Source organism: Pikeienuella sp. (genome assembly GCF_046290545.1).
Lineage (GTDB): Bacteria > Pseudomonadota > Alphaproteobacteria > Rhodobacterales > Rhodobacteraceae > Pikeienuella.
This window is the reverse complement of record NZ_JBKAGV010000008.1, coordinates 20843-40120: the sequence shown is the minus strand read 5'-3', so window position 1 is coordinate 40120 and position 19278 is coordinate 20843. Positions and strand designations below refer to the sequence as shown.

The 19278-nt window shown below is 70.4% G+C and carries 16 protein-coding genes; 7 read left to right on the top strand and 9 right to left on the bottom strand.

Features of this window, described 5'->3' with window-relative positions; genetic code table 11:
• Positions 1 to 144: 144 nt before the first annotated feature.
• Together ACE37J_RS06395 and ACE37J_RS06390 are read right to left on the bottom strand one after the other, a co-directional pair.
• Complete coding sequence (locus ACE37J_RS06395; RefSeq protein WP_409708798.1) at positions 145 to 3537, bottom strand: efflux RND transporter permease subunit; 3393 nt, start codon at positions 3535 to 3537, stop codon at positions 145 to 147.
• Positions 3534 to 4553: an efflux RND transporter periplasmic adaptor subunit gene (locus ACE37J_RS06390; protein WP_409708795.1), complete on the bottom strand. Its 1020-nt coding sequence runs from the start codon at positions 4551 to 4553 to the stop codon at positions 3534 to 3536. Before ACE37J_RS06390 ends, ACE37J_RS06395 begins: the two co-directional genes overlap by 4 nt.
• Positions 4554 to 4759: 206 nt before the next feature.
• Here ACE37J_RS06390 and ACE37J_RS06385 point away from each other — a divergent pair, with 206 nt between their 5' ends.
• Entirely contained in the window at positions 4760 to 5425 is a 666-nt protein-coding gene (locus ACE37J_RS06385; RefSeq protein WP_409708792.1) for a tetratricopeptide repeat protein, read from the top strand.
• A 7-nt stretch (positions 5426 to 5432) separates the two neighbouring features.
• A complete protein-coding gene (locus ACE37J_RS06380; protein WP_409708789.1) occupies positions 5433 to 6749 on the top strand; it encodes a PQQ-binding-like beta-propeller repeat protein in 1317 nt (438 codons plus the stop codon).
• Between the two features lie 540 nt (positions 6750 to 7289).
• On the opposite strand, the gene ACE37J_RS06375 is transcribed toward ACE37J_RS06380, so the two are convergent.
• Positions 7290 to 8411, bottom strand: a complete 1122-nt coding sequence (locus ACE37J_RS06375; protein WP_409708786.1) for a M20 family metallopeptidase — start codon at positions 8409 to 8411, stop codon at positions 7290 to 7292.
• A gap of 224 nt (positions 8412 to 8635) precedes the next feature.
• On the opposite strand from ACE37J_RS06375, the gene ACE37J_RS06370 reads away from it, so the two are divergent.
• Positions 8636 to 9556, top strand: a complete 921-nt coding sequence (locus tag ACE37J_RS06370) for an aminotransferase class IV (RefSeq protein WP_409708783.1) — start codon at positions 8636 to 8638, stop codon at positions 9554 to 9556.
• Here the strand turns inward: ACE37J_RS06370 and speB are convergent.
• Positions 9553 to 10515: an agmatinase gene (gene speB / locus ACE37J_RS06365; RefSeq protein ID WP_409708780.1), complete on the bottom strand. Its 963-nt coding sequence runs from the start codon at positions 10513 to 10515 to the stop codon at positions 9553 to 9555. The two genes, ACE37J_RS06370 and speB, sit on opposite strands and share 4 nt — an antisense overlap.
• A 244-nt stretch (positions 10516 to 10759) precedes the next feature.
• On the opposite strand from speB, the gene ACE37J_RS06360 reads away from it, so the two are divergent.
• The 4 genes from ACE37J_RS06360 to ACE37J_RS06345 all read left to right on the top strand — a co-directional run bounded on the left by ACE37J_RS06360 (position 10760) and on the right by ACE37J_RS06345 (position 14792).
• Positions 10760 to 11251 carry a DDE-type integrase/transposase/recombinase gene (locus ACE37J_RS06360; protein ID WP_409708777.1) on the top strand — a complete coding sequence of 164 codons (492 nt, stop codon included), beginning with the start codon at positions 10760 to 10762 and terminating at the stop codon, positions 11249 to 11251.
• Positions 11252 to 11663: 412 nt separating this feature from the next.
• Positions 11664 to 12170: a MarR family winged helix-turn-helix transcriptional regulator gene (locus tag ACE37J_RS06355; protein ID WP_409708774.1), complete on the top strand. Its 507-nt coding sequence runs from the start codon at positions 11664 to 11666 to the stop codon at positions 12168 to 12170.
• Between the two features lie 10 nt (positions 12171 to 12180).
• A complete protein-coding gene (locus ACE37J_RS06350) occupies positions 12181 to 13272 on the top strand; it encodes an HlyD family secretion protein (protein ID WP_409708771.1) in 1092 nt (363 codons plus the stop codon).
• 47 nt (positions 13273 to 13319) lie between these two features.
• Entirely contained in the window at positions 13320 to 14792 is a 1473-nt protein-coding gene (locus ACE37J_RS06345; protein WP_409708768.1) for a DHA2 family efflux MFS transporter permease subunit, read from the top strand.
• Between the two features lie 317 nt (positions 14793 to 15109).
• Here ACE37J_RS06345 and ACE37J_RS06340 read toward each other — a convergent pair whose 3' ends face one another.
• The 5 genes from ACE37J_RS06340 to ACE37J_RS06320 are packed head-to-tail and all read right to left on the bottom strand — an operon-like array spanning position 15110 to position 19275.
• Positions 15110 to 15583 (bottom strand): RidA family protein, encoded by a 474-nt coding sequence (locus ACE37J_RS06340; RefSeq protein ID WP_409708765.1) that lies wholly within the window; start codon positions 15581 to 15583, stop codon positions 15110 to 15112.
• 13 nt (positions 15584 to 15596) lie between these two features.
• A complete protein-coding gene (locus tag ACE37J_RS06335) occupies positions 15597 to 16157 on the bottom strand; it encodes an ureidoglycolate lyase (RefSeq protein WP_409708762.1) in 561 nt (186 codons plus the stop codon).
• A gap of 16 nt (positions 16158 to 16173) precedes the next feature.
• Positions 16174 to 16863, bottom strand: coding sequence for an SDR family NAD(P)-dependent oxidoreductase (locus ACE37J_RS06330; RefSeq protein WP_409708759.1), 690 nt, complete (start codon positions 16861 to 16863; stop codon positions 16174 to 16176).
• An 8-nt stretch (positions 16864 to 16871) separates the two neighbouring features.
• Positions 16872 to 18104 (bottom strand): Gfo/Idh/MocA family protein, encoded by a 1233-nt coding sequence (locus ACE37J_RS06325; RefSeq protein WP_409708756.1) that lies wholly within the window; start codon positions 18102 to 18104, stop codon positions 16872 to 16874.
• A 1-nt stretch (position 18105) separates the two neighbouring features.
• On the bottom strand, positions 18106 to 19275 hold the full coding sequence (locus ACE37J_RS06320) for a M20 family metallopeptidase (RefSeq protein WP_409708753.1): 1170 nt from the start codon (positions 19273 to 19275) through the stop codon (positions 18106 to 18108).
• Positions 19276 to 19278 lie beyond the last annotated feature (3 nt).

Sequence of the window (19278 nt, the reverse complement as noted above, 5' to 3'; positions counted from 1 at the left end):
AATCGATAAGCTCGGCCGGTCCGAGGCGACCCCCCGAGGGAGGCCGCGCCCCTTCGCGCGCCGCTCGGACGACGGCAGGCCTCGCCGGATCGCGCCGCGTTTCGAAACATCGGTATTCCCGCTGCTCCCGCCCTAAGGCCGCGCCTACTCCGCCGCGTCCTTGAAGGGCCGCGCCGCAGCCGGCAGGAAAGGCGGCTCGGTCTCGTCCGCCCAGGTGAACTCCGGGGCCTCCGCCTTCCGCATCGCGCGCCGCCGCGCGGCCTCGGCGAAGAAGCGCCGCCGGCGCGCGCCGAAGACGGTCGCCCGCACGAGCGCCCGATGCGCCGCGCCGTAGCGGCCGAAGAGCCCGTCATTGACCCAAACGCGGATCGCCAGCGCTGCGGGCGTCACCATCAGCGTCAGGAAGGTCGAGACGCCGAGCCCGAAGACCACCGCCGTGGCGAGCTGCACCCACCAGAGCGCGGTCGGCGCGCCGACATCAAGCACGCCGGCGGCGAAGGCGGACCAGGCCGCGGCGTTGAGGAGCCCCCCGGCGAAGAGCGGGCCGAAGGCGGAAAAGTCGAGCGATGTCGCGAACATCATCGGCGCGAGGCCCGCCATCGTCGTGACCGTGGTCAGGAGCACCGGCCGGATGCGCTGCTCCGCCGTCCGAATGATGGCTTCGAGCCGCGGATGCTCCCGCGCGTATTCCTGATAGGTGTCGATCAGCACGATGTTGTTGTTCACCACGATCCCGGCGAGCGCGACGATTCCCGTCCCGGTCATGATGATGGAGAAGGTCTGCCCCATCACAACCATGCCGAGAAGGACGCCGGAGATCGACATCACCACCGCCGTCAGCACGAGGACGGAATTGTAGACCGAATTGAACTGCGCCAGCAGGATCGCGAACATGAGGCCGAGCGCGCCGATGAAGGCGAAGCCGAGGAAGGCCATGCTCTCCGCCTGCTCCTCCTGATCGCCGCGGAAGCTCCAGGTCACGCCGGGCGGGAGGGGGTTCGCCTCCAGCCAGGCGGTGATCTCCGCAATCTTCTCGTTGGCGTTGACGCCGGGCGCGAGATCCGCGCGCACGTCGATATAGCGCACGGTGTCGAAGCGCGCGATCTCCCCGATGCTCGGGGAGGGGCGGATCTCGATGAAGTTGGAGAGCGGGACGAGCCCCTGGCTCGTCCGCAGCTTCAGCTGTTCGAGCGTTGAGAGAAGCCGGTCCTGCTCGGGGAAGCGCACGCGGATGTCGAGCTCGTCGTCGCTGTCGTCAGGCCGGATCGTGTCGAGGAGCGCGCCGCGCGTGACGAGCTGGACGATGGTGCCGATGGTCGCGATGTCGGTCCCGAAGCGGCCCGCCATCTCCCGGTCCACGTCGATTTCCCAGTCGATGCCGGGCAGGGGGCGCGTGTCGTCCACCGCCACGAGCCCGTCCACCTGCTCGAACCCGGCGCGCGCGGCGGCGGCGACCGCCATCAGCGTCTCCCAGTCCGGCGTCGAGAGGCGGAGCTGGATCGGCTTGCCCTGCTGCGGCCCGTCCTTCTGGATCGAGAGTTCGGCGATCACGCCCGGCACCCGCGCGACGCGGCGCGCCGCCTCCTCGATGATCTCGTCGCCGTGCGGCCGCGTCCCCCAGGGCGCAAGTTCGAGCTGCACCTGCCCGACCGCGTCGGAGGGCGCGTCGTTGCCCTGCTGGTCGAGCCCGCCCTTGCCCGCGAATGCGAAGACGGCGGAAACGCCCTCGATCCCCTGCACCTCCTGCTCGACCTGCCGCACCAGCCGGTCCTTCTCCGCCAGCGAGAGATTGCCGCGGGCGCGGACATGGATGATCGCCCGCTCCGGCTCCGTCTTGACGAAGAACTCGACGCCCTTGCCGTTCGTCTGGAACAGCATCACGGAACCGGCCATGAGAGCGACGGCCGCGAAGATCGCGACGAAGGGCATGACGGGGTTCCCGACCACGGCCTGGATCACCCGTCCGAAGGCGGTGCGGCGATAGCCGTACTCGACCGGCTTCGGCTTGGGCCGCCGCCGGAGGCCGACGGATGCGAAAATCCGCCCGACCGCCGCGAAACCGCGCGCGAGCACCGAGCCGATCACCGGCAGGAAGATCAGCGCCACGATCAGCGAGGCGGAGAGGACGAAGATCAGCGTGACCGGAAGCTGCCCCATGAACTGCCCCGGCATCCCCGGCCAGAACAGCATCGGCAGGAAGGCGCAGAGCGTCGTCGCGGTGGAGGAGACGATGGGCCAGAACATCCGCCGCGCCGCCTCGCCATAGGCTTCGCCCGGGTCCGCGCCTTCCGAAAGCCGCCGGTCCGCGTATTCGGCGACGACGATGGCGCCGTCCACCAGCATGCCCACGGCGAGGATCAGCCCGAACATCACCATGTTGTTCACGCTCATCCCGAACACGGCGAGCAGCGCGAAGGCGAGGAGGAAGGAGAAGGGGATCGAGACGCCGACGAGGAGCGAGGAGCGGAAGCCGAGCGCGGCGACGACGACGAAGACGACGAGCAGCACCGCGGTTAGGACCGAGCCCTCGAGCTGCCCCACCATGTCATAGACGCGCTGGCTCTCGTCCATCGACATGTCGATGTCCACCGAGTCGCGCAGCGCCTGCGGCCAGCGCGCCTCGGCCGCTGCGACGGCGGCGCGCACGGAGGCGACCGTCTCGATGATGTTCTCGCCGACCCGCTTCTTGACCTGGAGCGCGACGGTCGTCTCGCCGTTGTAGCGCGCCGTCCCCTCCGCGTCCTTGAAGGTGCGGCGGATCGTGGCGATGTCGCCCAGCGTCACCATCCGGTCGCCCTGCAGCCGCACCGGCAGTTCATAGATCTCCGCCGCCGTCTCGAAGGAGCCCGGCAGCTTGACGGAGAAGGCGCCCGTTCCCGTCTCCAGCGCGCCGGCGGCGACAAGCGCGTTGTTGGCGGAGACGACGTTCAGGAGCTCCTGCGCCGTGACGTTGTAGGCCTCCATCCTCAGGGGGTCGATCAGCACTTCCAGCATCTCGTCCCGGTGGCCGGCGAGCCCGACCTCCAGCACGGAGGAGAGCGATTCGATCTCCCGCTGCATGTCCTTCGCCGCGCGCAGCAAGGTTCGCTCCGGCGCGTCGCCGGACAGGGAGATGACGAGGACAGGGAATTGCGAGAGATTGACCTCGATGACCTGAGGTTCCTCGATCTCGCCCGGCATCTCGGACCGCGCGCGGTCCACCTTGTTGCGAACCTCGGCGAGAGTCGCGGCCTTGTCCCAGCCGAAATCGAACTTGAGCAGCACCGCGCCGTGGTTCTCGGTCGCGATGCCGGTCATCTCGTCCAGCCCTTCGAGGCCGCGCAGCTCGGATTCGAGAGGCTTCACGATGAGCCGCTCCGCGTCCGAGGCGCTGACGCCGGGGAGGGGGACGGAGACATAGAGCACCGGCACGTCGATGTCCGGGCTGCCTTCCTTCGGAAGGTTGACATAGGCGGCGAGCCCGGCGGCGACCGTGATGATCGCCAGCGCCAGGATCATGCGGCTCCGCTGCACCGCCCAGGTGACGAGCCCGGTCACTGCGTGCGCTCCGCCCCGGTATATTCGACCGCGAGGGCGTGCCCGTCCGTGACGAATTCCTGCCCGACCACGATGATTTCCGCCCGCTCGGGCAGCCCCGAGAGCCAGACGCCGCGCGGTTCGTCCTTCAGGACCTCGACAGGAACGAAGCGGGCGACGCTATCTTCGTTGAGCCGCACGCCGAGCCGCCCCTCGTCATCCAGCGTCAGCGCCGTCTGCGGCGCGAGATGCGCGTCCCGCGGCTCGAGCTTCACCTCGATCTCCGCCGTCATCCCGTCCCGGATGGCGAGGTCGGGGTTCGGCGTATCCGCCTCGATCAGGTAGGTGCGCGTGTCGCGGTCGGCGGAGCGGGAGACATAGCTGATGCGCCCCGTCGCCTCCCGCCCGGTGATGAGCCTGGCGGAAACCTCGGCGCCGACCTCAAGCTGGTCCACAGACCGCTCCGGCGCGAAGGCGACGAGCTTGATCGGGTCGAGCGCGATCAGCGTCGCGCAGGTCGAGCCGCCCATGAGGAGGGTTCCCAGTTCCGCCGTGTCGCTGTCCAGCACGCCGTCGAATGGCGCCTGGATCGAGAGGCGCTCGATGTTCAGCTCCGCGCGGAGAACGCGGGCGCGGGCCTGCGCGAGCTCCGCGATCATGGCGTTCGCCCGCGTCTCCGAGGTGAACCCCTTCTTGGAAAGCTCGCGGGCCGCCTCGAAGTTCAGCTCCGCCTCGACGAGCCGCGCCCTCGCCTCCTCCAGTTCCGCCGTCCGGTCTGCGTCCGCGAGGCGGCACAGCGTTTCGCCCGCGCGCACGAAGGTTCCCTTGCGGAGCGGCTCCGAGTCGATCAGGCCGGAAATCTCGGCCTTCAGCTCGACATGGCGGTTCGCCTCGGTCCGGCCCCGAAGCACCAGCGTCTCGGTATAGGGCTGCGCCGTCGACACGGTCGCGACGACCGAGACGGGCGCGCGCGCCCCCTCTGCGGCCGCCCCTGCTGCGAGTGCGAGCGAAATGGCCCAGGAAAGCGCGATCTTCATCGTTCGGCCGCCTTGTCCCGCGTGGACGCCCTGCGACCACGCAACAGAGGTATAACATAGTCCTTTCCGGACAAGACCTCCATCGGGCCCGCCCGCGCCTCTTGGGCGCATGCCGTGGCGTCACCCGGGCGGTTTTCGGCTATGGGCTTTTCCGGGCGGCTTGAATATTGTCCGCCGCGAAGGGTCGAGGGGCCGCGGAGGCGCATGTGAGCGACAGGGACAGTTTCATCGACGAGGTGAGCGAGGAGGTCCGGCGGGACCGGATGTTCGCGCTCTGGCGGCGCTTTGGCCCCTTCGTGATCGGCGGCGTCGTCCTCGTCGTGGCGCTGGCCGGGGCGAAGGCCTGGATGGATATCGAGGCGGAGAAGGAGGCGCAGCGCGCCGGCGCCGCGATGATCGCCGCGGTCGAGACCGCGCCGACCGAGGCCGCCGCCGCCCTCGCCGCGCTGGCCGACCAGACGGGGAACGAGGGCGCCGCCGCGCTGGCGCGGCTTCGCGCCGCCGGCGTTCTCGCCGCGGAGGGGAAGGCGGCTGATGCGGCCGAGGCCTACCGCGCCGCCGCGGCCGAGCCGGGGATGGACCCGCTCCTGCGCGACTTCGCCGCGTTCCGCGCCGTGATGGCCGATGCGCCGCGCCTGCCGCCAGAGGCGCTGGTCGACGCGCTCGCGCCCATCGCGGAGGGCGCCGGCCCGTTCCGGCTGCTCGCGCTGGAGGCGCGGGGCGCCGCGCGGCTCGCGCTCGGGCAGACGGCGGACGCAATAGCCGATTTCCGCGCCATCGCGGAGGATGCGGAGACGCCGCAGGGCCTCCGCCAGCGGGCCGAGGCCGCGCTCGTCGCGATCGGCGCGGATGACGAAGCGGCGGAAGGGTGAGCCCGGCATGAGCACGCGCATTCTCCTCGCCGCCCTCGCCGCCCTCGCCGGCGTCTTCGCCCTCTCCGCCTGCTCCCTGTTCGAGGATGACGAGGAGCGCCTGCCCGGCGTCCGCATTCCCGTCCGCGCGGTGGAGGAGGAGCGCACGGCGCCGCCCGCCCTCGTCGCCGAGATCGGCGGCATCGGCGCGCCCGTCCGCAACGCCTCCTGGACGCAGGTGAACGGCGACCCGACGCATGGCGGCGGGCATTTCGCCGCCGGCGCCTCCCTCTCCGTCGCCTGGCGCGGCGATATCGGCGTCGGCGGAGACAGGCTGACCGCGGCGCCCGTGGTGGATGGCGGGCGCGTCTTCACCCTCGATTCCGAGGCGCAGGTCAGCGGCTTCTCCACCTCCGGCGGGCGGCAGTGGAGCGTCGATCTCTCGCCCGGGAACGAGGGCGGGGAGGTCGGCTTCGGCGGCGGGCTCGCCATCGACGGCGGACGGCTCTTCGTCACCACCGGCTTCGGCGAGGTCGTCGCGCTCGACCCGGCGAGCGGCTCCGAGATCTGGCGGCAGAAGATGCCGGCCCCGATCCGCGCCGCCCCGGCGGCGGCGGGCGGCGTCGTCATCGCCGTCGCGCGGGACAATACGGCGATGGCCTTCGGTGCGGAGGACGGGTCGGTGCGCTGGCGCGTCGGCGGCGCGAGTTCGGGCGCCGGGATCTTCGGCGGCGCGAGCCCCGCAATCTCCCCCGGCGGCGTCGCGATCCTGCCCTTCGGCTCGGGCGAGCTCATCGCCGTGCGGGCGGCGACGGGGCAGCGGCTCTGGTCGGACGTCCTGAGCGGCGGGCGCCGCGGCCTCGCCCGCGCCGTGATCTCGGACATCTCGGCGGACCCGGTCATCATCGGCGTCGCCGTGATCGCGGGGAACCAGAGCGGCCGGCTCGGCGCCATCGACGGGCGGAACGGCCGCCGCGGCTGGACCCGCGATTTCGGGGCCCGCGGCCCGGTCTGGGCCGAGGGGCAGACGATCTGGCTGGTGACGGACACGGCGGAGCTGAAGCGGCTCTCGGCGCAGGACGGCTCCACGCTCTGGTCCGTCCCGCTCCCCGAATATGACGACCCGGACGACCGCACGGGCGCCTTCGCCTATGGCGGGCCGGTGCTCGCCGGCGGGCGGCTCCTGCTGACAAGCTCCGACGGCGCCCTCCTCAGCTTCGACCCGACGACGGGCGCGGCGGGCGCGAGCGTGCCGATCTCCGGCCTCTCCGGCGTCCCGCCGGTGGTGGCGGACGGGACGGTCTATGTCGTCACCACGGGCGGGCAGCTGGTCGCGCTCCGCTGAGGCGGGGCGCGCGCACACGCTGTGCAGAGGGTGCAGGCCCTTGGCGCAGAAGGATTTTCTGCATCGCGATGATTGAGGCCTGCGCGCGAAGGCGGCGCTGCCCTCCCATCACCCGGCATTCGGCCTTGATGGCGCGGGAGAGCGTTTCCTTGCTGGCGGGGCTTCGGCGGCCCGACCGGATTTCGGGGCCGATCCGAGCTTGCGCGGTGGCCGGATGCGCCTTTCCCGCCACGCGGGCGCGGGCGCGGGCGGGATCGTGCGGGGGATCGAGGTCGCGCCGGCGAATGTCGTGGATGGGCGGGGCGCGGGGAGGCCGGGTCGCTCCCGCCCGCGATCAGGGCCAGCTACGCCATTCGACGGAGGATTATCTACGGATGCCGGAGCGCGCCGCCGCAGGCCGCCCCTTTCGCACCGGAAACCGAGGGAGCGCATCGCCGGGGGCGTCGCAACCCCCGCCTAAACAGCGCTGAAACTGCGCCGGGCGAGGCGCGCCCCGGCGCCCTCCTGCCCGCCGCCCGCGCCGGAGCCGCACCGGCCGGTTCAGGCTTTCAACGTCTCGAACAGCCGCCGCAACAGCAGCATCCGCGGAACGAGCGAGGAGACGAGGAGATGCTCCTCCATGGTGTGCGCTCCCGCCCCGTCGACGCCGAGCCCGTCCAGAGTCGGCGCGATGGAGGCGGTGAAGTTGCCGTCGCTGCCGCCGCCGGTGAACGTGTCGTGAAGTTCGAAACCGATCTCTGCGGCCAGCCCCCGCGCATGTTCGAACAGCGCGGCGACGGAGTTCGACTTGGCGTAGGGCGGGCGGTTCATCCCGCCTGAAACGGTCAGCCTGATTTCGGGATTGTAGGGCCTGATCCCCCGGATCCTCGCGATGGCGGCTTCGCCTTCGGCGAGGTCCGTCATGCGGATGTCCAGCTCCGCCTCGCAATGCTCGGGGACGACATTGACGCCGCTGCCGCCGTGGACAAGGCCGACATTGAGCGTCAGCCCCGTCTCGTAGCGGGTCATCGCCTCGAGATCGACGATCTGCCGCGCCATTTCGAGCACGGCGCTCTCCCCGTCCTGATGCCGGACGCCGGAATGGGCCGGCTTCCCCTGCGCTGCGATCTTCATCCGTGCTGCGCCCTTTCGCGCGGTGACGACCTTGCCGCCGTCACGGGCCGGTTCGGTGACGAGCACATGGGCGGCGTTCGCGGCGGCGGCGCGGATGTGGGGCTGCGATGTCGGGCTGCCGATCTCCTCGTCGGACACGACCAGAAAACGGATCGGCAGCGGCGTCCGGACGTTCGCCCCGATCAGCGAGCGCGCCGCCGCGAGCGCCAGGACGACGCCCCCCTTCATGTCGTACACGCCCGGGCCGAAGGCGCGGTCGCCCTCGGTGCGGATCGGATTGCGCCTGAGCGAGCCGGCCGGGTGAACCGTATCCAGATGGCAAAGCACGAGGACGGACGGACCCTCCCGCCCGCAGGGCGTGCGGGCGTGAAAATGCGGCCCGAGGCCTTCGGTTCCCGCGATGGGCTCCACAAGCATGCCAGCCGCTTCGAAATCGGCCATGGCGCGCTCCATCATCCTCGTCACGCCCTGAAGCTCCTCCGACTTGCTCTCGATGGCGGCCCAGCCGTTGATCTCTTCCAGAAGGGCTTCGGCGTCGGGCGTATTCATCATGGTCTCCTGCCGGGCGAGGCGTCTCGGCGTTCACCGCCACGCGCGGCCGCCCGATCCCCCCGAATCCTCGCTCGCGACAATCTGCGCCGCCGAGGCCGGACGCAACATGCGCCGGAAGCGGCGGAAGCGGGCGCGGCGCTGCGGAACGTTCCGGGGGGCCTTGCGCGCGGGCGCGACTGGCGGTCTTCTTGACCGGGAGGACTTGGCGAGGAGAGGACATCATGGACGGACGCGCAAACGAGAGAACCGTCTGGATGAACGGCGAGTTCATGCCCGAGAGCCAGGCCGTCGTGCCCTTCCGCGACCGGAGTTTTCTCTACGGCGACGGCGCCTTCGATCTGACGCGGACGTTCCAGGGGCGCATCTTCAAGCTCGACGAGCATATCGAGCGGCTCTATCGCTCGCTGAAGGCGCTCCACATGGACGCGACGATGCCGCCGGAGCGCATGGCCGAGATCACGCGCGAGGTGGTGGACCGGAACAGGCATCTGCTCGGCGAGAACGACGATTACTGGGTCGGCCAGCGGCTCAGCCGCGGGGTTCTCAAGGTCGAGGGCGACAACTGGGATCACTACGGCCCCAACGTCATCATCGAATGCTCGCCCATGCCTATGGCCGAGCGCGCGCACATGTATCGCGACGGCATCCAGGTCGTGACGCCCTCGGTGCGCCGCATCCCTCCGGAATGCCTGACGCCGCGGGCGAAAACCCACAACTATCTCAACCTCATCATGGGCGACCTTGAGGTGAAGGCGCAGAACCCGAAGGGCTGGGCGATCCTCCTCGACATGGCGGGGAACCTGAACGAGGGGCTCGGCTCCAACATCTTTCTGGTGAAGGACGGCGTGATCCGCACGCCGCGAGAGAAATTCGTGCTGCCCGGCGTGAGCCGGGCCACCGCCATGGAGCTCGCCGCCGATCTCGGCGTCGAATGCGTCGAGGACGATCTGGACCTTTACGACGCCTACAACGCGGACGAGGCCTTCATCACCTCCACTTCGCTCTGCATCTGCCCCGTCGCCTCGATCAACGGCGCGGCGATGCCGCACGGCGCCTATGGGCCGGTGACGAAGCGGCTGATCGACGCCTATGTCGAACTGGTCGGCTGCGACTTCGTCCAGCAATATCTGGATCGTCTCTAGCCCCCGATCTGGCCCGACGACAGGCTGTGGGCGATCAGGCAGGTCAGTTCGAACATCAGGTTGGCGGCGGTGACGGCGGTGATCCCGGTCGGGTCGTAGCAGGGCGCGACCTCGCAGATATCGGCGCCGACGATGTCGAACCCCATCAGGCCCTGGAGGATCTTCTGCACGTCGCGCGGCGTGATCCCGCCGATCTCCGGCACGGCGGTTCCGGGGCAGAAGGAGGGGTCGAGCCCGTCTATGTCGATGGTGATGTAGACCGGCCCCTCGCCGAGCGTTTCCCGGATCTTCGCGATCGCCGCGGCGCGGCCGATCTCCTCGTAGTCGTCCATCGTCATGATCGTGAAGCCGGCGTCGTAGCCGTACCGGATGTCCTCCGGCACGAAGCGGGAGCCGCGCAGGCCGAGTTGCACGGTGCGCGACGGGTCGATCAGCCCCTCCTCGTGCGCGCGCCGCATGAAGGTGGCGTGATTGACCTTCGTGCCGCACATCTCGTCCATCACGTCCGCATGGCTGTCGATCTGCAGCAGGCCGACCGGCCCGTCCTTGGCGAGCGCACGGAGGATCGGCGTCGGGATCGTGTGGTCGCCGCCGATGGTCACGGGGCGGATGTCGAGCGCCTTCAGGTTTGCGTAGAACGCCTCGATCATCTCGATGGAGGCGTCGAGGTTCATGGGGTTCACGGGCGCGTCGCCCAGGTCCGCGACGTTGCAGAGCTTGTAGGGCTCCACATTGGTGGAGGGATGCGCCGTCCGGATCAGCCGGCTCGCGTGCCGCACGGCGCCGGGCGCCTCCCGCGGGCCGGACCTGTAGTTCAGGCCGATATCGAACGGGACGCCCACGAGCCCGATGTCTATGTCCCGAACCGGATCAACCCGGCGCGTGCGCATGAACGTCGCCACGTCCGAAAATCGCGGCACCTTCGTCGCGTCCAGCGGCTGATACTTCGGATCGACCATGCCTCGCCTCTTTCCCCGATCTGCTCGGAAACTGCGGGCCAAGCGTAGCGCGGCTTTTCGCAACGCGCCAACTGCATTGACGCCCCCGTCCGCCCTCGATCGAAGCGCCCGGATCAGAGCCCGGCCGGACCTGGAGTTCCCCCCGGTTTCGCGGACGCCCCCTGACTGGAGGGGTAGGGTGTTCGCATGCCACGAACAAGAAACCCGCATCCGGCGGCTTTTCGGGAACAGATTGTCGAGCAGCATGGGGCTGGGCGGAGTTCCGATGACCTCGCGCGGGAGTTCGAATCTCGCGTCGCTCGGCTGCAGGCGCGTGGAGCGGCTGATGAAAGCGGCAGGGCCGGCTGGCGTCAGCCGTCGCCGGAGCGCGCCGACAACCATTCGGGGCCACCGCGTGCGCCCACCTGCCGATCTGGTCGATCGCAAGGTCTACGCTGACGGACCGAACATGCCCTGCGTGGCGGACATTGCCCATGTGCCGGCCTGGGCGGGCTTCCTGCATCTGGCGGTGGCGCCCGATGCGTTCTCGCGACGGATCGTCGGATGGGCCATGGGGACGAAGCTGAAGACGCAGCTCGTTCTCGACGCGATGAACGTGGCGGCCGGTCAGCGCAAGCCGCCGGACGTGATCCACCACAGCGACCAGGGTTCGCGGCACACGTCCGTGGCCTTCGGACTCAGATGCAATCGAGGCCGCCGTCACTCGGCTCCGGGATATCTCGCACCCATCGACTAAGGAAGGAGCGCCCTCGAGACGCCAGAGATCTCTGGCCCGCAACCGTCAACAAACCCGGGGGAACTCCAACTCCAACTCCGGTCGAGCGCCCAACGCCGCTTCGCGCAAGCGGATGATTCTCACCCCCCGCTCCGGTTTCAGCCGGATGAACGCGCCGGGGGCGGAACAACCTGTCCTCCATCGCGCCAGTGAGGGCGGCGAGACGGCGCGTACAGCAGGCGCGCGCGATTTGGGCAATCAGGGCGGGAAGCCGCCGTTCGTTGCGAACCGCGCGAATGGCCGCTGCGCGCCGCCTCTAGCTGCGCGCCGTCAGGTGGACAGGGCTGTGCCGGCGGGGCGTCGCGCGTCTTGCCCGACCGCCGGATTCGCCGCCTGCGATTGACAGTTTCACGAATGTAGGCAAGCTTATAATATGCATGCTAACTTCATCGATGCCGAGTCGAGCGTCGGCTTCCTCTTCAGCGACGTCTCGCGCCTGATGCGCGCATGGTTCGACGTGCATGCGCGCGAGCTGGGGCTGACGCGCTCGCAATGGCGCGTGCTCGTGCACCTCGCCCCGCGCGAAGGCGTCAACCAGCGGGCGCTGGCCGAGATCCTTGAGCTCGACGTCGTCACGCTGTCGCGCCACGTCGACCGGCTGGAGGCGGCCGGGTTGGTGGAGCGGCGCCGCGACCCCGAGGACCGCCGCGCCTGGCGGCTGCATATGGGCGAGGGCTCGCGCCCGCTGCTCCCGCGCATGCGCGCGCTGGCCGAGCAGACGCAGGACGCCGCCCTCGCCGGGCTGAGCGCGGACGAGCGGGAGAGGCTGGTCGCCATGCTGCTGCGCATCAAGGCCAACGTTTCGCCCGAGGCCCGAACGACGGCCGCCGCGGCGGGCGAAGCTCCGCGGGACGCGACCGCGCCCCGGGCGGCGGAGTAGGGCCGCGGCGATGGCCCGCATCGGCCGCCTCTTCGCGTGGCTGCGGCGCGCCCTGACGCGCACGCTGCTCATGGTCGTCGGCCCGGTCGCGATCGCGGTTGGCGGCTACCAGTTCTGGATGGCGTCAGGACGGCACGTCACGACGGAGAACGCCTACGTGAAGGCTGACATCATCATTGTGGCCTCCGAGGTTTCGGGCCTCGTCGTGGAAGTCGGGGTCGTCAACAACCAGCGCTTCGCCAAGGGCGAGGTGCTGTTCCGGCTCGACCCGACGCGGTTCGAGATCGAGCGCGACCGCCGCGCCGCCGATCTCGCCGCCGCGCGGCTGCGCGTCGAGGCGCTCAAGGCCCGTCACCGCATGGCGCTGGCGCAGCTTCAGGCGGCGACGCGCGACGGCGTCTTCCTGCACGAGGACCTTGATCGCACGCGGGCGCTGGCGCAAGGAGGCGCGGTCTCCAACGTCCGCCTGCGCGACGCCGAGCGCGCGCTGGCGCAGGCCGAAAGCCGCTCGCGCCTCGCCGTCGAGGAGATCGGCGAGGCGCTGGCGGAGCTCGCCGGAGACCCGGACGGATCGGTCGACGCCCATCCGGAGGTGCGCCGGCACCTGGCGGCCCTGCGCGAGGCCGAGCACGACCTCGCCGCGGCCACGGTGCGCGCGCCCGCGGACGCCTTCGCCGCCAACGTGCGCCTGCAGCCGGGCGAATACGTCGAGGACGGCGCCGCGGTGATGACCCTGATCGACGCCGAGCGCTTCTGGATCGAAGCGAACCTCAAGGAGACGGACCTGACCCATCTGCGCGAGGGCCAGTCCGCGGTCTTCGAGGTCGACGCCTATCCCGGCCTGACCTGGTCGGCGACAGTGGCCAGCCTCGCGCCCGCCACGGGGGCGGAGTTCGCGCTGCTGCCGCCGCAGAACGCGTCGGGCAACTGGGTCAAGGTGGTGCAGCGGGTGCCGGTGACGTTGGAGATCGAGCCTGCGCCCGATCAGCCGACGCTGCGCGCGGGCATGAGCGTTGCGGTCTCGATCGACACCGGGTGGGCGCGACCGACGCCCCAGCTGATCGACGCCGCCACCGCCTGGATCCGCGGCGAGCCGCAGTGACCGGCGCCGCGCTCGCCGCCGCGCCGGCGGCCGCGGCGCCCTCGGCGATGCGCCAGGCGATGCTGCTCGGCACGCTGACCTTCGTGACGATGCTCTACGCGATGACGGTGACCATCGCGAACGTTTCGCTGCCGCAGATGCAGGGTTCGCTCTCTTCGACGCCCGACCAGATCGCCTGGATCGTCACCTTCAACATCGTCGCCACCGCGGTGGTGACGCCCATCGCCGGCTGGCTGGCCGGCTGGCTGGGGCGGCGGCGGCTGATGGTGTGGGGCATCATGGGCTTCGGCGCGGCCTCGGTCGCCTGCGGGCTCGCGAACTCGGTGCCCGAGCTGGTGGTCTACCGCATCGCCCAGGGCGCCTTCGGGGCGCCGCTGGTGCCGCTCTGCCAGGCGATCGTGATCGAGGCCTTTCCGGAGGAGAAGCGCCAGAAGATGATGTCGATCTGGGGCACGGGCGTGATCCTCGGCCCGATCATCGCCCCCGCCCTCGGCGGCGCGCTGTCGGAGGCGTACGGCTGGCGCTGGGTCTTCTTCATGCTCGTGCCCTTCACCGCCGTCGCGCTGGTCGGCGTGCTGGCGATGATCCCCGCCGGAGACGCGAAGAGCCACCCGAAGCTGGACTGGACGGGCTTTGGCGCGCTGGCGGTCGCGATCACCGCGCTTCAGCTGGCGCTCGACCGGGGCGAGCGGGCGGGCTGGCTCGAGTCGTGGGAGATCCTGATCTACCTCGCCGTGTGCCTCTCGGCGCTGTGGGTCTTCGGGGTCCGCAACGCGATCTCCCGCACGCCATTCCTGAACCCGGCGCTGCTCCGCGACCGAAACTTCGTGGTCGGAACCGTGCTGATCTTCATCTTCGGCATGCTGAACTTCACGCCCATCACCCTGCTGCCGACGCTGCTGCAGACCGTCTCCGGCTTCCCCGACAGCATCATCGGCCAGATCCTCTCGGCGCGGGGGGCGGGCACGCTGGTCGGCTTCGCGGCGATGTTCGTGATCGGCGGACTCGACCCGCGCATCCCGATGATGACCGGACTGGCGCTTCAGGCCTGGTCGGGCTGGCTGATGGCGGGCTTCAGCGTCGACGTCTCGATCGGGCAGGTGCTGTGGGCCTCGGCGCTGCAGGGGCTGGGCGTCGGGCTGATGTGGATCCCGCTCAGCGTCGTCACCTTCGCGACGCTGCCCAAGCCGCTGGTGCCCGACGGCACGGCCATCTTCCACCTGCTGCGCAACATGGGCAGCTCGATCTTCATCTCGATCACCGTGGCGCTGGTGATCCGGCAGACCGCGGTCAACCGGTCGGAGCTGAGCGCGGCGGTGACCCCGTACCGCGAGGCTTTCTCCCAGCCCGGCATCGACGGGGCGCTCGACCTCGACGACCTCGCGGCGGTGGGCCGGGTCGCGGGAGAGATCGGGCGCCAGGCGACGATGATCGGCTATATCAACGCGTTTCTGTTCTTCGCCGTGTGCGCCGTCCTCGCAGCGCCGCTGGTCTTGATTGTGCGGACGCGTCGTAGCTAGAGCGCGGACCCGTCGGCGCGCCCTAGTGCCCGGAAGGTCCGTCCTGGCCGATCACGCCCGCTGCACCCTCGCCGCCGCAAAAGCGGCTGGAGCCTGGAACGGCGGCTCCCGGCCGTTCTTGCCTTCATACAGACAGCGCGGAAAGCGGACTTTCGCTGCGTCCAGCCTAAAGGTCCGTTTTTCCAACGACGATGTCATCCGCGAAACGAGAGACGCCCGTCGCGCACCTTGTCCCCGTCGACGGGTGAAGCCAGGGCCGGGAGTGAGCGGCCCGAAGGACAAGGGGAGGACGGACCGGAACCCGGCTTCTTGACCCTTCACCGGGTCTCCAGCGCCACAATCGCATCGACTTCCACGGCGGCGTTTCCGGGAAGCCCCGCCACGCCGACCGCAGTCCTCGCATGTCGTCCCGCTTCACCGAAGACAGCCAGGAACACGTCTGTCGCACCGTCCACCACGTCGGGGCTCCGGTCGAAGCCGGCGACGCAGTTGACGAAGCCGCCGAGCCGCAGGACCGTCCGGACCCGGTCCAGATCGCCGTCGCACGCCAGCCTGAGCGTGAAGAGAAGATTGAGCGCGCAAACCCTGGCGGCCTCGCGGGCGACCGCGACATCGGCCCCGCCGCGGCCCACGGGTCCTGCGCAGACCACTCGCCCGGCCCACTCGCAGGTCTGACCGGCGAGGTAGACGATATCGCCGTCCCGCCGGAACGGCAGGAAGTTCCCCTGAGGCGTCCATGGCGGCGGCAGCGCCAGTCCAAGTTCCGCGAGCCTGCGGTCGATCCGTCCCATGGCGATCCTTTCGTCACGCCGGCCGAAGCCGGTCATTGGGCCGGCCGAGCCCGGAAAGATCGGGGATGAACTCCACCTCTCCGCCCCAGTCGGCGACATGTGTAAAGCGGGACGTGGCCCCTTGCCCCGCCGTCTCCAGCTCCGCCTCGGTCTCGGCGTCGGACAGCAGGACAAAGGACGCGCCCCGCGGGTCCAGCGGGTAGGACGGCGAATGCCAGCACTCCCGCGCGATCAGGATGGCCGTCGCGCCATCGACGAGGAAGCCTCGCACGTCCCCTGGCGCCGGCGCCGCGCCGGGGGCCGCGACGAACACGATCGAGGCGCGGGGTTCAAGCGGCACCCGCAACTCCGTCACCTGCGTGTGTCGCTCCATCGCATGACAGGCGATCCGGTCGAACGGATGGCGCAGCAGCGTGAGGTCGGGGAGGCCGCCAAGCTGCAGCGGAAAGCGCGTCGTGGAATAGCCCGGGCCGACATAGCCCGGCATCGCCGTCGCCGGGTCCAGGACATGCCCGTAGGGCGCGAAGCTTTCGGGCGTGGCGAGCGTTACGGGAACAGGCACGGTGCGCCGCATGGGTCTCTCCTGCGTCTCACGTCATCACGGCGCCGCCGTTCGGGCCAAGGCACTGTCCGGTATAAAAGTTCCCGCCCGGTCCGCACAGGAATACGCAGGTGGCGGCGACCTCGGCCACCGTCCCGATGCGGCCCATCGGGTTCGCGGTCTCTTCGGCCCGCCGTTCCGGCGGCAGGCGGTCAAAGCCGAGAAGCGGTGTGTCCGTCGGCCCCGGGGCGATAGCGTTGACCAGGATGCGCGGCGACAGTTCGCGCGCCCAGCTCCGGGTCAGCGCGATCAGCCCCGCCTTGGTCGCCGCATAGACGGACCCGCCTGCGCGTCCGAGATGGGCGAGTTCGGAGGCCACGTTTACGATGCGCCCGCCCTCGCCCATATGCGGCAGCGCCGCTTGCGACACGAGGATCGGCGCGCGCAGGTTGACGGCGATCAGGCGGTCGAGATGGCCCGCGTCGATATCGCCGAGAACGCGCCTTTCGTTGACGCCGGCGTTGTTGACGATGATGTCGATGCGCCCCATCCGGCGCACGGCTGCGGCGACCGCTCCAACGATGTCGTCGCCGCGGGCCAGGTCGCACACGATCCCGCCGTCCGGGGTCGGCTGCCGGTCGATACCCGTCACCGTTGCGCCCTCTGCGCGGAGTGCGGCCACGATTCCTGCGCCGATTCCCTGCGCGGCGCCCGTGACGATCGCGAGACGCCCGGTCAACACTCCCGTCATGCAGGAAGCCCGATGGCCTGGTTGAGCGCCGCCTGCGCCGCCCGGATCTCGCCCGACAGGATCTGCTCCATCCGCACCGGCGCCCCGGCGTGCGCGGCTTCCATCATGGCGCAGCAGAGCGCGACCGCGCGCCGCGCCCGGTCGGCCGGGATTTCGGGCGCGGTCCCTGTCCGGACCGCCCGCGCGAAGTCGTGGATCGCCACGCCCACGCCATAGCTGAGCGGTTCCGTTGCGACGGATCCGTCGCGTCCCCGCGTCCACACGCCCTCGGGAAGAAGCCGCTGGCGTGTGTCCGGCGCCAAGCTCCCGAGCCATGCGGCCACGAGGTCGTCCGATGACTGCCGCGTCCCGTCCGCCCGCGCCACCGCGCCATTCTGCCATTCGTGCCAGGCGGCGCTCGACAGGACCGCCGCCTGCCCAATCAGCAGTCGGTCCGCGATCTCGAACCCGCGCATGGTCGAGGCGAAGGCGATGTTCGAGACGAACCCGCTTTCAAACCGGAAGGTCGCCGTCAGAAGATCCTCGGTCACGTCGGGCGAGACCGAATGCCCGAAGGTTCGCATCTCGGCCGAAACGGATGCGACCGCACCGAACCAGAACTCCTGCAGGTCCGCTTCGTGCGCGCCCATCTCCATCGCGTGGTAGCCGCCTGCATGGGTGCGGGCGCGGTACCATCCGGGGCTCTCCACCGGAGCTTCCCCGCGCTTGACCGGCGGTTCGGGCGGGGCGAAGTTGCGGACGAACATTGCATCAAGGGGCCCGAGCGCGCCGTCAGCGATGAGTGCGGCCAGCGCGCGGTTGCCCGGCAGGCGGCGGTAGTTCTCGGAGCTCGCCACGACCTTGCCGGCCCGCGCCGCCGCCGCGACGATCAGGTCGCAGGCGGAAACCGTGAGCGCGAGCGGTTTCTCCACCAGCACGTGCATCCCTGCCGACAGCGCATCGAGCACCGTCGCATGGTGAAGCGAGGTGGGCAGCACCACGTCCACCGCCTCGACCCTCCGGTCGTCGAGCAGCGTTCCGGTAGAGACGTGCTGCGCCGGCTGCCGGCCCGTCCGCTCGGACAGCAGCGCCGCCACGCGGGCGCGCTTTCCCTCGTCGGTGTCGCAGATGGCCACGATCTCGACAGGGCGGCGCCCGGCCGCGTGCATGTCGGCCACGGCGAGCGCGTGGCGCAAGCCCATGCCGCCGCATCCGATCAGGCCAAGGCGCAAGGGTTCGAAATCGGGCATCTCAGTATTCACTCCTGCGGGGCGCACTGCACAGCACCGTCTCGATCAGCCCGAGATAGCCCTCCGCCCCGGCCTGCAGGTCCGCCAACGCGATGCTCTCCTCGTCCGAGTGCCAGAGTATCGTCTCTCCGGGGCCCCACAAGGCGGCCTCCGCGCCCTTCGCGCAGAAGAGCCCCGCATCGAGCGCCCCGTGCGAGTAGAAGGGCGCAGGCGGCGACAGCCCGCGCGCCAGGCAGCCCGCGGTCACCGCGCGGGCAAACCTGCCGTCGGCGGCGATCTCGGCGGGGAACATGTGCGGCCCCCGCCGGCAGTCGACCTCCCACGGCGGTCCGATGTCGGCGGCGCGGGCAATCGCGGCGAAGGCCGCCTCAGGGTCATCGCCCGGCAGGAGGCGACGGTCGAAGACCAGCCGAACCTCGTCCTGGATCGTGTGGGTGGCTTCCGGCCATGACCGGATCGACGTGGCGGCCAGCGTCGCCTGTCCAAGGCCCGGATGCGCCCGCGCGCCCATGTCGAGCGCCAGCACACGGTCTAGCACCCGTCGCGCGCCCTCGATCGCGTCGATTCCGGCCGACGGCGTCGAGGAATGCGCCGCGCGCCCGCGCACGGCGACCTCCACGTCGATCCGTCCCTTGTTGGCCAGCGCGAGCCGGCCCGAGGTGCCCACGACGATCACCGTCATGTCCGGCACAAACCCCAGCACGTCCAGCACCGACGCCGCGGCGTCGTGCCGCCCCGTCTCGCCCGCGCTGGTGATCGCGAGGACAAGCCGTCCGCCGAGTGCGCGGTCCTGCATGGCCGCGACGGCCGCAAGGGCCGCGGCCAGCGCGCCCTTCTGCTCGGCCACGCCCCGGCCGCGCAGGCGCGTTCCGCCATCGACCAGCGTCGCCCCGAAGGGATCCGCCATGCGGTTCGCCGGATGCGTCATCGCATAGGCCATGAACATCAGAGACGGCCCGCCCTCGGGGCCGATCTCCACGATCACGCTGCCCATACCGTCCCGCCGGTGCGGCAGTCCGATCTCATCCAGCAGCTCCACAACCGGCCCGGCAAGAAAGCCCTGCACGGCAGGCTCGCGTTCGAACAGATCCGTCTGCGGGCTGGGCGCGGCGACAAGGCGTCGCGCCCAGTCCGTCAGCCGTGCGGGCGGGACGAGGGTGGTTCGGGTCATGAG

Bases quoted from the DNA above. Each gene is read 5' to 3' on its own strand.
- ACE37J_RS06340 (WP_409708765.1), bottom strand. From the start codon at position 15,583: ATGGGACGGATCGACCGCAGGCTCGCGGAACTTGGACTGGCGCTGCCG.
- ACE37J_RS06350 (WP_409708771.1), top strand. From the start codon at position 12,181: ATGGCCCGCATCGGCCGCCTCTTCGCGTGGCTGCGGCGCGCCCTGACG.
- ACE37J_RS06370 (WP_409708783.1), top strand. From the start codon at position 8,636: ATGGACGGACGCGCAAACGAGAGAACCGTCTGGATGAACGGCGAGTTC.
- ACE37J_RS06345 (WP_409708768.1), top strand. From the start codon at position 13,320: ATGCGCCAGGCGATGCTGCTCGGCACGCTGACCTTCGTGACGATGCTC.
- ACE37J_RS06375 (WP_409708786.1), bottom strand. From the start codon at position 8,411: ATGAATACGCCCGACGCCGAAGCCCTTCTGGAAGAGATCAACGGCTGG.
- ACE37J_RS06390 (WP_409708795.1), bottom strand. From the start codon at position 4,553: ATGAAGATCGCGCTTTCCTGGGCCATTTCGCTCGCACTCGCAGCAGGG.
- ACE37J_RS06355 (WP_409708774.1), top strand. From the start codon at position 11,664: ATGCATGCTAACTTCATCGATGCCGAGTCGAGCGTCGGCTTCCTCTTC.
- speB (WP_409708780.1), bottom strand. From the start codon at position 10,515: ATGGTCGATCCGAAGTATCAGCCGCTGGACGCGACGAAGGTGCCGCGA.
- ACE37J_RS06320 (WP_409708753.1), bottom strand. From the start codon at position 19,275: ATGACCCGAACCACCCTCGTCCCGCCCGCACGGCTGACGGACTGGGCG.
- ACE37J_RS06335 (WP_409708762.1), bottom strand. From the start codon at position 16,157: ATGCGGCGCACCGTGCCTGTTCCCGTAACGCTCGCCACGCCCGAAAGC.
- ACE37J_RS06380 (WP_409708789.1), top strand. From the start codon at position 5,433: ATGAGCACGCGCATTCTCCTCGCCGCCCTCGCCGCCCTCGCCGGCGTC.
- ACE37J_RS06360 (WP_409708777.1), top strand. From the start codon at position 10,760: ATGGGGCTGGGCGGAGTTCCGATGACCTCGCGCGGGAGTTCGAATCTC.
- ACE37J_RS06325 (WP_409708756.1), bottom strand. From the start codon at position 18,104: ATGCCCGATTTCGAACCCTTGCGCCTTGGCCTGATCGGATGCGGCGGC.